General features: G+C 66.4%; 6 protein-coding genes. All 6 read left to right on the top strand.

Features of this window, described 5'->3' with window-relative positions:
- The first annotated feature begins 63 nt into the window (after positions 1-63).
- A complete protein-coding gene (locus ASC63_RS15720; protein WP_055816664.1) occupies positions 64-3,084 on the top strand; it encodes an alpha-mannosidase in 3,021 nt (1,006 codons plus the stop codon).
- A 233-nt stretch (positions 3,085-3,317) separates the two neighbouring features.
- Complete coding sequence (locus ASC63_RS15715) at positions 3,318-4,550, top strand: DUF4192 domain-containing protein (RefSeq protein WP_162242911.1); 1,233 nt, start codon at positions 3,318-3,320, stop codon at positions 4,548-4,550.
- Between the two features lie 151 nt (positions 4,551-4,701).
- Positions 4,702-5,967: an FHA domain-containing protein gene (locus tag ASC63_RS15710; protein WP_157487741.1), complete on the top strand. Its 1,266-nt coding sequence runs from the start codon at positions 4,702-4,704 to the stop codon at positions 5,965-5,967.
- Between the two features lie 37 nt (positions 5,968-6,004).
- Entirely contained in the window at positions 6,005-6,838 is an 834-nt protein-coding gene (locus tag ASC63_RS15705; protein WP_055816498.1) for a PP2C family protein-serine/threonine phosphatase, read from the top strand.
- A gap of 174 nt (positions 6,839-7,012) precedes the next feature.
- Positions 7,013-8,449 carry a serine/threonine-protein kinase gene (locus ASC63_RS15700; protein ID WP_055816495.1) on the top strand — a complete coding sequence of 479 codons (1,437 nt, stop codon included), beginning with the start codon at positions 7,013-7,015 and terminating at the stop codon, positions 8,447-8,449.
- Positions 8,446-14,391, top strand: a complete 5,946-nt coding sequence (locus tag ASC63_RS15695) for a fibronectin type III domain-containing protein (RefSeq protein ID WP_055816493.1) — start codon at positions 8,446-8,448, stop codon at positions 14,389-14,391. The genes ASC63_RS15700 and ASC63_RS15695 overlap by 4 nt, the downstream gene beginning before the upstream one ends.
- Positions 14,392-14,455 lie beyond the last annotated feature (64 nt).

The following is a 14,455-nucleotide window of genomic DNA, read 5'->3' as shown; positions in this document are numbered from 1 at the left end:
TGCACTGGGTGCGGAAGGCTGGCGACGACGCTGCGCGGCACCGTGGAACGGAAGGGGCAGCCCGTGCACGATGATTCCGCGCTCGCCGAACTGAGAATAGCCCGCTTTGTGCGGGAGAGGCTTGTTGCCGCGCTCTACCGCGACACCCACGCCGTCGAGTTGACGGCATGGGCGGCGCCGGGTGAACCCGTGTCATTCGCCGACGCCGTGCAGGCATCCTTTGAGCCTTTTGCCGTCGGAGACGCCTGGGGTGTTCCATGGGGCACCGTATGGTTTCGCGTACGCGGCGAGGTTCCCGCGGAATGGGCGCTCGAGGGCACGCGCCCCGAACTCGTGCTCGATCTGGGATTCTCTGATTCGGCACCCGGCTTTCAGGCCGAAGCCACGGCATGGACGCCCGAGGGCACCATCGTGAAGGCGGTGGAACCGCGCAACCCGTACGTTCCGGTGGGCGCGCCCGGCGCATCCGTCGATCTGTACATCGAGGCGGCGGCAAATCCGGAGGTTGCCGGTGCCTGGACGTTCGCGCCCACAGAACTCGGCGACCCCGAGACGGCAGGCACCGCGCTGGCGTATCGCATGCGGCGCCTCGAACTCGCCCTGCTGGATGAGACCGTGTGGGAGCTGCTGCAGGACATCCGCACCCTCACCGGACTCGTCGGCGAACTGCCTGCCGGGTTGCCGCGCCGGGCCCAGATTCTGCGTGCGCTCGAACGGGTCGTCGATGAGATGGATCCGGATGATGTTGCAGGCACCGCGGGCGCTGGCCGTGCCGCCCTCGCCGAGGTACTCGCCAGCCCTGCCTACGCCAGCGCGCATCGTCTGAGCGCCGTCGGTCACGCCCACATCGACAGCGCCTGGCTGTGGCCGGTGCGCGAGACCGTGCGCAAGGTCGCGCGCACCTTCTCCAACGTGCTGGCTTTGATGGATGAGGACCCGGACTTCGTCTTCGCCGCCTCCAGTGCGCAGCAGTACGCCTGGCTCAAGCAGTACTACCCCGAGCTCTATGCGCGTGTCGCCGAGCGGGTGGCCGAGGGGCGTTTCGTGCCGGTCGGCGGCATGTGGGTGGAATCGGACACGAATCTGCCGGGTGGTGAGGCGATGGCGCGCCAGTTCATCATGGGCAAGCGCTTCTTCCTCGACGAATTCGGTGTCGAACCGGAGGAGGTGTGGCTGCCCGACTCCTTCGGATACTCGGCGGCGCTCCCGCAGATCGTGGCAGCGGCCGGATCGCGCTGGTTTCTGACCCAGAAGATCTCGTGGAACGAGACCAACCGCATGCCGCACCACACCTTTATGTGGGAGGGCATCGACGGCACGCGCATCTTCACACACTTTCCGCCGGTGGACACGTACAACTCCGAGCTCTCCGCGCTCGAACTCGCCAGGGCCGAGCGCCAGTATGCGGAGAAGGGCGCCGCAAACAGTTCGCTCGTGCCGTTCGGCTTCGGCGACGGCGGGGGAGGGCCCACCAGGGAGATGCTGGCCGCGGCCCGTCGTGCGCACGATCTCGAGGGTTCGCCCCGGGTCGAGCTGAGCAGCCCACGGGCGTTCTTCGAGGCGGCCGAGGCGGAATATGCCTCCCCGCCCGTGTGGTCGGGCGAGCTCTATCTCGAGTTCCACCGGGGCACCTACACCTCGCAGGCTCGCACCAAGCGCGGCAACCGTCGCAGCGAACATCTGCTGCGTGAGGCCGAGTTGTGGGCAGCGACAGCGGCGGTACGGCGCGGCGACGCGTATCCGTATGAGGAGCTGGATGCCGTTTGGCAGACAGTTCTGCTGCAGCAGTTCCACGACATCCTGCCCGGCTCCTCCATCGCGTGGGTCTACCAGGAGGCTGAGCGGGCGTATGCCGAGGTCGCCGAGACGCTCGAGGCGCGGATTGCCTCGTCTCTGGCGAGCCTCACCGGTCCCGGCGAGACGGACATGATGGTGAATGCCGGCCCATATGCCCGCGACGGAATACCAGCGCTCGGCGCTGTCGCAGTGGACACGAACGCGGCGCCCGCGGAAGTTGGAACGGTGCGCGAGATCGACGGATATTTCGTGCTCGAGAACTCTCGCGTGCGCGCCCGCCTTGATGCGCGCGGCCTGCTCGTCTCCGCCATCGACCTCGCAAGCGGGCGCGAGGCGATACCCGAGGACGCGCCGGCGAACCTGTTGCAGCTCTTTCGGGACACACCGCGGCAGTGGGATGCCTGGGACATCGACGAGGAGGACAAGCGCACCGTTCGCGAGTTGACCGACGCGGAAAGCATCCAGATCGCGCAGACTGGTGACGCCGTCGTGATAGTTCGAACCACGGGTGACTCCCGCATCGAACAGCGGGTGAGCCTGCACACCGAATCGGGCGCGATTGACATTCGTACGCGCGTTGATTGGCACGAGAAACAGAAGCTGCTCAAGCTGGCGTTTCCGCTCGATGTGCGCGCCGAGCGTGCGGCATCCGAGGTGCAATTCGGTCACGTGTTTCGACCGACGCACATGAACACCTCATGGGATGCCGCTCGCTTCGAGACCGCCGCGCACCGCTGGGTGCATGTCGGAGAGCCGGGATTCGGTGTGGCGATAGCCAACGATGCCAGTTACGGACACGACATCCGCAGCACCGCGCTTGCGAGCGGCGGCACGGCAACGGTCGTGCGTGTCTCGCTGCTGCGCGCACCGCTCTTTCCCGACCCCGATGCGGATCAGGGTGAGCACGAGTTCACGGTGTCGCTGCGCGTCGGTGCAGACATCGCCGAGGCTGTCGCACAGGGCTACCGCCTCAACCTGCCGTTGCGCCGCCTGCGCGGAGCTGTGGCTATTGATCCGCTGCTGAGCGTGGACAACCCTGCGGTCGTGGTGGAGGCTGTGAAGCTCGCAGGCGACCGCTCCGGCGACATGGTGGTGCGCCTGTATGAGGCGTTCGGCACCCGGGCGCGCGTGGCCGTCGTGCCCGGCTTCGCCTGGACGGCGGTGAGCGAGACCGACCTGCTCGAGCGAGATTCGGGCCCGCGGGCGATGACGTTGACATCGGCGGATGCGGTGTCGCTGCTGCTGAGACCGTTCCAACTGGTCACGCTGCGCTTCGCGAGGAGTTGAGCAGCCCGGGAGAAGGGCCGGCTGGTCGCCGCAGCGTGCCGAGCGGTGTCTCTTCCGTCGTTTCTGTGATCGCCGCGCTGCGCCGCCGCGCCGCAATTCTCGAGGAGAACTGGTAGCAACAGGCTGCACACGGCGAGCCACGATGGTTATCCACAGCGGATGAGTTGAGGCCGTTCTCCACAGATCGGCCGATGCGCCACCTCGATATCGACCATCAACGGCAACATGGCGGAATGCACAGCATCGTCAAAGCCTCCGACGCCCAGGATTTTCTCGCCTTCGTACCGCGCCTGGTCAGTTTCAGACCCGAGCGCAGCCTCGTGCTTGTCGCGTTCCGCGGAAACCGCACCTGCGGAACCCTGCGTCTGGATCTTCCGCAATCAGGCGCGCGCGCCGTACACAAGCGCATCGCGAACACCCTCATCGGCATGGTCTGCAAGATTCGTGGTGCGGATGCCGTGGTGCCGGTCATCTACACCGACGAGAGTGTCGAGACCCGCGGCACGCTCCCGCATGACGAACTCGTGCGCAAGCTGATCGACCGGGCCGAGCTTGGCGGCTTTGCCGTGCGCGATGCGCTCTGCGTGGCCGCGGATGGGTGGGGCTCCTACCTGGATGCGGAACTACCCGAGCACGGGCATCCGCTGTCGCTGATCGCCGAGTCGTCCGTCGCCGATCGCCTGCCGCCGTCTGCACTCACCGCGCTCTCCACCCCCGACGACCTCGCCCGACTTCCCACCGTGAATCTCGCCGAGACCGAGAACGTCGCCCGCGCAATGAAGCAACTTCGCAGGCTGCTGGATTTCAGCGTGGAGGTCGGCGATGAAGAAGCGGCGACGCTTCCGCTGAGCCTTGCCGCGGCCCTGGACGAGCTCGAAGACGAGGCAGGGCCACTCTTCGACCCGGTGAACCTGGCCGAGCAGGCGCTCGGCTGGAACCCCGAGACACTGGATGCCGTGCGGGCCGCCGTCATGATCTTCGTACTGCAAGGGCCGCCCAACCGCGATGCGACGATGCTTCAATTCGCCTTCGGCGCTGGCGTCGGGGCGGCGGCCGAACGCTCCAATCGGGAGCACGCCGACATCCAGCGGGCCACAGGAAAGTCCATGGATGACATCGTGGCCGCCGAAATCGACTCTGCCCAGGGCCAGCACCCTGACGATCGCCTCATCGGTGAGATGATGATGGGCCAGACGGGCGAGCGCCCGAACGTCGACCGGGTGAAGCGGGCGATCGAGCTGCTCAAGAAGCTTGTGGCGCTGGCTCCCCGCAGCAACCGACCGGCCCCGTTGTGCATGCTCGCCTGGTTGAGCTGGAGTCTCGGGCGTGGCAGCGTGGCCGGCCGTTTCATCGACGACGCCCTGACGATCGACGAACACTACGGCATGGCGCAACTGTTGGCGACGCTTCTTGATACGGGAATGCTGCCGGAGTGGGCCTTTACGATTCCGGAGGGCGGGGAATAGCCCGCAGACATGGCGTCGAAGATTACACTCGGGTGAAGCACGTCGCGAGTCACATCATGAGTCACCTCATGGTGTAGCTCAGCGCAGGGGCCGTGGCCCTCGTCTCAACACCGTGCAACTGAGCGAAAGAGAACTGTACGAGGATGCGCTGGTGACTCTCGGGTATACGCAGTATGTGCCTGCGGAAGACCAGACATCGTGGACCCTCATTTGTGGTCGGAGTTTCATCGCCGGTCTCGCGGCAGGCGCCCCAGCGAACGTGCTCGACGAGCTGTGGCGACTCGGTCGCCAGGCATCGGCACGCATCGAATCCGTCGTGGGAGCCATCCCGCTCACCGGCGAGGGCGGTGTGCGATCGTTCGCCATCGTGAGCCTTCCGGCGGATGTCTCGGGCACCGACGGCTGCACCGTTACCGCCGTGGTGCGGGGTACGGCCTGCGTTGACGTCGTTTCCGTCGGCGGGGCGCGGCGCTTTTCCGCCGCGGGCGTGCAGCCCTGGGTGCTCGCCGACTTCCGCTCCGTGACAGGGTTCGTGATGGGCGCGGAGAACGCGCCCGCCGCGCTGACCGCTCGCGCAACCGGGGCGTCCTTCCCGTTGGGCGAAGGAGTGGTGCGCACCGCGAGGGCATTCTGGACACAGAACGAACCCGAGAAGGAACTCGCCGCCATCGGCCTCGGCAGGCAGACAGACATCGTCGAACTCGAGAGGACGGTGGTCTTTCGGCGCGGCTCGATTGCTCTCACTCCCGAATCGAGTGAGCACGATGTCGATCTCGACGAGACCATCATTCGCGGCCGCGTGGGCGCCATCGACTCGAGCGCCGTAGACTCACCGGCCGTCGGCTCGAGCGCCGTCGACGTGACTTCCGTCGACCCGACTGCCGCCGACGAAGACACGATCCTTCGTGACGAGCGACCGGCCGCGACTCCCACGCCTGTTGCCACCCAGCCGTCTGTTCCCGCGCAGGCACCCCGTTCGACTCCGCCTCGTGTCACTCGCCCCGGCCCGGCCCCGGCCACTCCTGCCGTCGCTATTGCACCCGCGACCCCGCGAGCCGCCGAGCCGTGCCGGTTCGGCTTTCGCATCGTTCCGGGAGACAGCTACGAACTCGACGCCCCCACCTTCTTCGGTCGCAGCCCGCGCACGCCGGCGATAGCATCCGGTGTCACCCCACGACTGGTGACCGTCAGTTCGCCCACCCAGGAGGTTTCGAGCACGCATGTACGCATCGAACAATCGGGAGATTCGGTTGTGGTGACCGATTTGCGCTCAACCAACGGTACGGTTGTGAGCGGACCAGGCATCCCAAGCACCCGCCTGCGGCCGGGGGAGTCGCGGGTGGTGCTTCCCGGAACGACGGTCGACATCGGCGACGGTAATATCATCGAGATTGTGTCCCCCCGACACGAGAAATGACTGCCTGTCCGCCTTCCCCCATGGCGAGAGGACTCGTGTGACCCAGATCGGACGCAGCAATAGGCGTCACAACGTTCTCGTGCCCGCACCGGAAGGTGGTCGCGTGAGCCTGGCCTGGGCCGCGCTCAGCGATACCGGATACCGCAGGGCCGCCAACGAGGACAGCCTGCTCGCCAGATCCCCGCTCTTCGTGGTGGCCGACGGCATGGGCGGCCACACCGCCGGTGACTTCGCCAGCGCCGCCGTCGTCACGCGGCTGGCCGAGAAGGTTTCCGAGCATTTCGTCGGGCGCGAGGCCATCAACCAGGCCCTGCATGCCGCCGTCGATGACATCGCCAGGGGTGTGGGCACGACAGATCTGGGCACCGGCACCACCGTGACGGGCATCGCCCTCACCCTTGTCGACGGCGTGGCCCACTGGCTGGTACTCAATATCGGCGACTCACGCGTCTACCAGCTCATCGACGGCGTGCTTGATCAGCTCACCATCGACCATTCGATAGTGCAGGAGTTGATCGACTCGGGGGCCATCACGCCGGCCGAGGCGGAAGTGCATCCACACAGTAACGTCATCACGCGGGCGGTCGGGTTCAACGAGGAGCCCATTCCGGACTATTGGCTGATTCCCATCGTCGAGGGCGCGCGCCTGCTGGTGTGTTCTGACGGACTCACCAAGGAGTTGACGGAGCATGGCATTCGGCACTTCCTCACCGACGGAACCTCGGCGCTCGCCGCGGCGAAGCTGCTCATGGAGGCGGCTCTCGGCAACGGCGGCCGCGACAACGTCACGGTGATAGTCGTTGACGTGCTCGGGGCTCCCGATGGTGAGCGCGTCGATGCCGAGGCACGGGGCGATTCGCGCCGGCACTGAACCAGATGACCCCCGTCTTGGGGGTGTGTCGCGTTGTCCCCAGTGCGGGATTACGAGACAAAAGGCGGGATGCGCCTGCCTAGAATGGGGAAGCGCTTGCGGTGCGGCCGACGCCGTCGAGCGACTTTGGGAGTACATTATTGCGTTCGTGCCTGAGCCTGCGGGGGTGACGACATGACCAGACGACTGCCTTCGCAGCCGCCGGTTCTGCCGGGCTTCTCCTATGTGCGCGTGCTCGGCTCCGGCGGATTCGCCGACGTGTTCCTCTATGAGCAGAACATGCCACGACGTCAGGTCGCTGTCAAGGTGATGCTCGCCGAGGTCGCCACCACGCAGGTGCGGCAGATGTTCCAGGCCGAGGCCAACCTGATGGCGCAGCTCAGTACGCACCCATCGATTCTCACGGTCTATCAGGCGAGCGTGTCGTCCGACGGTCGCCCGTATATCGTCATGGAACTGTGCTCGGCCTCGATCGGCCAACGCTACCGCGCGCAGCCGCTGGCCGTTCCCGAAGTTCTGAGCGTCGGCATCCGGGTCGCCAGCGCAGTCGAGACCGCTCACCGCGCCGGGGTGCTGCACCGCGATATCAAGCCGTCGAACATTCTGACAACGGCATACGGGCATCCGGTGCTCAGCGACTTCGGCATCGCCGCCACGCTGGGGGAGGTCGAACTCACCGAAGCGGCCGGGCTCTCCATTCCGTGGTCGGCGCCCGAGGTGCTGCTCGACGACACCCCAGGAAGCGTGGCGAGCGAGGTGTGGGCTCTCGGGGCCACGCTGTATTCGCTGTTGGCAGGGCACTCGCCGTTCGAGATCGTGGGCAAGAACAACTCCCCGGCCGACCTGATCGGCCGCATCTCCAAGGCCAGGGTAGCGCCACTCGGGCGCGACGACGTGCCGGCCCGGCTCGAGACGATCCTGGCCAGAGCCATGTCGAAGCGACCGGATGCCCGCCAGCGCAGCGTGCTGGAACTGATTCGCGAACTGCAATCGGTCGAGACAGAACTGGGCCTCGCGCAGACGCCCATCGAGGTAGCGATGGACGACTGGGCTCTCGCCACCGTCGCCGACCCGGAAGACCGCACCCGCATCAAGGGCCTCGTGAGTGTCGACCCTTCCGGCCCGCGTCGGCGTACCCGCAAGCCGAAGCCGACCGTCTCACGCATGACTACTCGCCCGAGAACGAAGGAAAGCGCGGGCAGCGCCGCCGCCAGCGGCTCCCGAACACCCATCGAGGTGCACAGCGGGCACATGCGCACCCTGGTATGGACGCTGGTCGCCTGTGCGGTGCTCGTACTCGCGCTCGGGGCGACGGCAACCGTCGTGCTCGTGCGCGCCGCATCGGTGAACGACATTCCCACGGTGCGCGACGTCTCGGGCCACCTCTCGGGGCGCACCATCGTCTTCTCCTGGGACGACCCCGGTCTGCTGACCCAGGACAGCTATCAGGTACGGGTCGGGGACGCCCCGCCCAGCATCCAGCGTGGCACCCAGTTTCAGGTGGATGCCACGGGCACCACCCCCGTGTGCATCACCATCGCCGTGAACCGTGACGGCCGAACCGGGCCGGCGAGCTCGCAGAAGTGCGTCAACCCGGCGGGCGGCTCATGATCGGCTCGTGGCTTGCCGCCCACAAATCGCTCGCCGTCTCCGCGGTCAGCGGAACGGCCGTCGTCGCGCTGGTGACGACGGTCGCACTCGTCTCCGGGGGCTATCCGGCTCAGCGTCTGGATCTCGGTGACGCGGCCGTCTGGGTCACCAGCCAGTCGCGGGAACTGCTCGGGCGAGCCAATACGGAGATCAGCCAGCTGAACACCGTGCTGGCCTCGGCAAGCAAGCGGGTCGACGTCGTACAGAGCGGCGAGAACGTGCTCATGGTCGACCTCGGCAACAACACGGTCGGTCGCGTGGACCCCGCCACGTCCACGGCGGGCAAGAGCGTTCCGCTTCCCCCGCGCGAGCCCGTCGTGCAGCTGGCCGGCAACCGGGTGTCCATCGGCTCCGAGGCGACAGGGCAGGTTTGGATGACCGGCGTGGGCCAGCTGCCCGAGTTCAGCGCCGTCGGGCAGCCGACCTTCGATCTCGGCGGCCAGTCAATCATGTCGATGGACAACAACGGCACCTTCTACGCTTACCTGCCCGAGACGCACCAGCTGCGGCGGGTCGACACGGCCACGAGCCAGGCGGTGCAGTCGGTGGCCACACTGAACAGTGCGGCGAGCCCGGGTGACGAGACGCTCACGAGCGTGAATGGCCAGTGGGCGCTGTTCTCTGCCAGTGAGAAAAAGCTCTACCTGGCGCGCGGAACGGTGGATCTCTCTGCCGCGCTGGACGGGGCATCCGGCGCGGTGCTTCAGAAGCCGAGCGTCGCCGGCGACACCGTGTATATCGCCTCCTCGAACGGGCTCATCGCGGTGGGGCTCGCCGACGGCGGCGCACGAGTCGTGACCGCGGGAACCCTGGGCAGCCCCGCGCAGCCGATCGAGATCGGCGGATGCATGTACGCGGCCTGGGCAGGCGGAGAGAGCTGGAAGAGCTGCGGCCAGCCCAGCGACGGCACACGAGACACGCTGCCGCAGATGCCGGCCAACGCCGAGCTCTCCTTTCGCATCAACGGGGCACACGCCGTGCTCAACGACACGGCCAGCGGCACCTCCTGGGCGGTACAGAGCGGCAATGCGCTCATCGACAACTGGGACGAGCTCGTCGTCAAGAAAGACAAGACCCAGGAGATCGAGCAGAACAACGTCGATACCCCGCCGCAGTATGAGAAGAACCAGCTGCCGCCCGTCGCCGTCGATGACAAGCTGGGCGCGCGCCCAGGCCGGGTGAATCCGCTGCCGGTTCTCATGAATGACTACGACCCCAATGGCGACGTGCTGGTGATCAGTTCGACCACGGGCATCCCCGCCGAGACCGGTCGGCTCGATGTGGTCAACAGCGGGCAGCAACTGCAGCTGACCCTGCCCGTGACAGCCAGCGGCGTCATCAGCTTCGACTACACGATCACCGACGGGCGCGGCGGCTCGGCGACCGCACACGTGAGCGTGACCGTGCGCACACCCGACGAGAACTCGCCGCCCGTGCAGATTCGGCGCACCAAGGGTCTTGTGCAGGCCGGCGGACGCATCACCTCGCAGGTTCTCGGCGACTGGTACGACCCCGACGGTGACCCGTTCTACCTCGCCGTGGCCAGCGTTGCCGCACCCGATTCGGTCACCTTCACCCCGCAAGGTACTGTCGTCTACTCCGACAAGGGCAAGGGCGGCACGCTCAAGAACGTGAACCTGGTCGTCTCGGATTCGAGGGCAGACGGCACGGGCGTCTTCGCCGTCACGGTGCGGCCGGCCGGCAGCGTTCCGATCATCGCGGAGCCGTTCGCGGTGCCGGTGATCTCCGGCCAGGAGAAGACCATCTCCCCGCTCAGCCACGTGCGCGGCGGCACCGGCACGGTACGGCTCAGCTCCGTGCCCGCCAAGACGGATGCGACGCTGACCCCCGACTACGAGGGCGGCACGTTCCGCTTCTCCAGCACGAGCGTCGGTACGCACTACATCGACTACGCGGTGACCGACGGCGTCACCACGGCCACCGGCCTCGTTCGCGTCGATGTTCAGGCGCCGCCCGAGGCGAAGACGCAGCCCATCGCCGTTCCGCACACGGCGTTCATCCACGCGCAGAGCACGCAGGAGGTCGACGTTCTCGCGAGCGACATCGACCCAGCCGGTGGTGTTCTGCTGATCACCGGTGTGTCGAACGTGCCGGCGGCATCCGGTTTGCGCGTCGAGATTCTGCAGCAGCGCATTCTGCGCGTGACGCTGACCCGGCCCCTGGACGCACCGGTGGACTTCAACTACCGCATCAGCAACGGTCTGGCCGAGACCCAGGGCACCGTCACGGTCATTCAGATTCCGCAGCCCGCGGTGCGCCAGCCCCCTATTGCCAACCCGGATACGGTGTCGGTGCGTGTCGGCGATGCCATAGACATTCCTGTGCTGGCCAATGACAGCCAGCCCGACGGCGACGATCTCACCCTCGATCCCACGCTCGTGAAGCCGCTGCCCGAGGGCGCGGGCCTGCTGTTCGCCTCCGGAGATGTGCTGCGCTACCTGGCACCGAAGAAGACCGGTAACTTCACCGCGACCTATCGTGTGACGGCTCCCGACGGTCAATGGGCCAGCGCGCAGGTGACCATCGCGGTGCGCGAGCTCAACGAGTCCACGAACAACCCGCCGGTGCCCAAGACGGTCACGGCCCGGGTGCTCGCCGGCGACACGGTGCGTATTCCCATCCCGTTGAGCGGAATCGATCCCGACGGTGACTCGGTGCAGTTGATCGGCCAGGACAGCAACCCGAGCAAGGGCGCGGTCACCGGCGTGGGCACGGACTGGATCGACTACCAGGCCGGGGAATACTCCGCGGGCACAGACACCTTTGGCTACAGCGTCGTCGACGCGCTCGGCGCTCGAGCGAGCGGCATCGTGCGGGTCGGTATTGCCGCCAAGCTCGACGGCGCCCGCAATCCGGTGGCCGTCGAGGACGAGGTGACGGTGCGACCGGGGCGCACCGTCTCGGTGCAGGTTCTCGCCAACGATTCGGACCCGGATAATTCTCCGCTGACCATCACCAAGATCGCGCCGACATCCGGCACGGCCAAGGCGAAGATCGACGGCGACGTTGTCACCGTGACGGCGCCGAAGACCGAGGGCCGCTACGGCTTCATCTACGACATTCAGAACGAGCGCGGCGGCACCAGCTCGAACTTTCTCACGGTGATAGTGAGTTCGGATGCGCCGCTGTCGCGCCCCGTGGCCAGCGACACCGTGCTCACGCTGTCAGACATCCTCGGCAAGAAGACCGTCGACGTGAACGTCCTGGCGAACGTCTTCTTCGCCGACGGCCCCGTCAGCAGGCTCAAACTCTCGGTTCTGCCCGACTTCGCCGATGTGGCCAGCGTCACGAGCGACAAGCGCATCCGCGTGAAGATCGGCGACCAGAGCCAGATCATTCCGTTCGCCGTCGCGCATCCGGATGACCCGAAGATCGTCGCCTATGCGCTCATCTGGGTGCCCGGTTACAACGATGCGCTGCCGCAGATCAAGCGGGGTGCCAAGCCTCTGACCGTCGCCAGCGAGAGCACCCTGAAGATCAATCTCAACGACTATGTCGTCGCCGTCGGCGGCAAAAAGGTCATGCTGACGGATGCCTCGACCGTGCGCGCCACACACGCGAACGGCGCGAACCTGGTCGCGGATTCCCACACCCTCTCGTTCCGCAGTGCCGACCGTTATTTCGGTCTCGCCTCCATTTCGTTCGAGGTGACGGATGGCACCTCGCCGTCCGATCCGAACGGGCACACGGCCACGCTCGTGCTGCCCATCACCGTGACGCCGCGTGAGAACCAGCCCCCGGTCTTCACGGGTGGACTGATCGACTTCGAGCCGGGACAGGCCAAGACTCTCGACCTGCTCAAGCTCACCAGCTATCCATACGCGAAAGACCAGGGAGAGCTCGAGTACACGGTGCTCGACCCCAAGCCCACCGGTTTCACGGTCAGCCTCTCCGGGCAGAAACTGACGCTCAGTGCGGCCGAGAGCACGCCCAAGGGCACGAACGCAACGGTTCTGGTGGGGGTGAAGGATGCGATCAATGCCGGGCAGGCCGGTCGCATCCAGCTCACCGTCGTGCCCTCGACGCGCCCGCTCGCCGTGCCCGCCGCCGATTCGCAGATCGCGCCGCGCGGCAAGACCACCATCATCGACGTGCTCGCCAACGACAACGCGACGAACCCGTTCCCACAGACGCCGTTGCGGGTCATCGCGGTGCGTGGTCTCGGCTCGGGCAGCCTGCCCGACGGGGTCTCGATCACCCCGAGTGCGGATAAGAGCAGGCTCTCGGTGACCGTCGCGCAGAATGCCGCTCCGGTCGACACCAACCTTCAGTATGAGGTGGCGGATGCAACGGGTGACCCCGATCGCTACGCCTGGGGCAGCGTGCGCATCTCCGTTCAGGACAGGCCGGACCCGGTGGCGAACCTGCAGATCACTGGTGTTGGCGATCGCTCTCTGACGGCTGCGTGGACCGCGGGCGCCTTCAACAACTCGCCCATCACGGGTTTCGAGGTGACGACCACGGGCGCCGGCGGCACGACGATGACACCGTGTGGTGCAACGGTGTGCACGATCCCGACGCCGGGCAACGGCCCGGAAAACGCCGTGAGGGTCTCCGTGAAAGCGCGCAATGCGCTCGGTCTATCGGATGCCGTCACCTATCCCGACTCGGTGTGGTCGAACATCGTGCCGGCCGCGCCCGCGAATCTGCAGGTCTCCCCGCTCGATGGCGGCCTGCACATCACGTGGGACAAGCCGCCAGCGGTCGCCGGCGCCAGCGCCGTCACGTCGTACGTGGTCACGGTCGGCGGATCGACGACGACGCTTCCTGCGGGAACCTATGCATATGACGCCACGGGGCTCGCGAATGGGACGACTCAGCCCGTGACCGTCGCCTCGCGCAATGCGTTCTACGGTGGAGGAGCCATCTGGAACACGGCGTCGACGAGCGGGGTCCCTGCCGGCCCGCCACTGGCGACGAGTGCGGCGCCCGGTGTCACGGTCGATCTACAGAACGGCACAAGCGCAACAGTTTCGTGGCCAGGGATCTTCTCCGAGAATGGCCGGCCTATCACCGCCTACTACGTCGCAGCGTGGTCCGGAGGCAGCGCACCGAGCTGCAGCGCATCTGGAACATTCGATTCCAATGGTGCGGATGGCACCGCGGTGATCACGGATGGCGCAACGAGTGCCATACTCTCGGGGCTTTCGGCCAACACGAAATATCAGTTCATCGTTTTCGCCTTCAACGGGCAGGGCTGCACTCCGAGCACCCCCGCGAAGGGAACTCCGCATTCGCGGCCGAGCGCACCGAGCGGTGTCACCCTGACTGGGCCGGACAACTCGGCCATCAATGCCAACGGCTCCGTCTCTGGTCTCTGGAATCAGTTCACCCTCTCCTCGATCACGCAGAGCTCGAGCGGCAACGCAACCATTACTTGGAACTATCAAGTCAACGGCACTGCCCAGCCTGATCGTGTGCCAAGCTCGGGTACCAAGACCTTCAGGGTCGATGGCGTGTCTGCCGGTAATAGGGTGTCCGTCTCGCTTCAGGCCGTCGCGACCTATCCCGACGGCACCTCGCTGACGAGCGGCTGGTACAGCGCAACATCCGCAAACGCTGTCGTTTCGGTCAAACTCGCGAATCTTCATTTCACGCCGGAGACAACTACCACTACAACACCGCCTCCCGTTGATCCCCCTGTTGATCCCCCCGCCGACCCGATTGTCACTACCACTCCAGCAACGTTCACCTGGGACAGCGCCTCGCTCAGCGCAGGAAGCGCGACATTCACCTGCGGACAGGCCGATGCGGCGCTGACGCCGGGCGCCAACGGCAGCTGCACGGTGCCTCTGGGCGCGTCCGCTCCGTCCCTCTCTGTCACCGTCACCACGAACGGCACGACTTACACCATCAACTACAGGGGCTCTGACTTTGGTTAGCCTGTCTGACGCCGCATCTGCCCGGCCCACCGGCATACTGAATTCAGCCGCCACAGCGGCGCGA

The organism is Leifsonia sp. Root112D2, from assembly GCF_001424905.1.
GTDB lineage: Bacteria > Actinomycetota > Actinomycetes > Actinomycetales > Microbacteriaceae > Root112D2.
The sequence above is the reverse complement of the archived record's forward strand: the minus strand, read 5'-3'. Positions and strand labels throughout refer to the sequence as shown.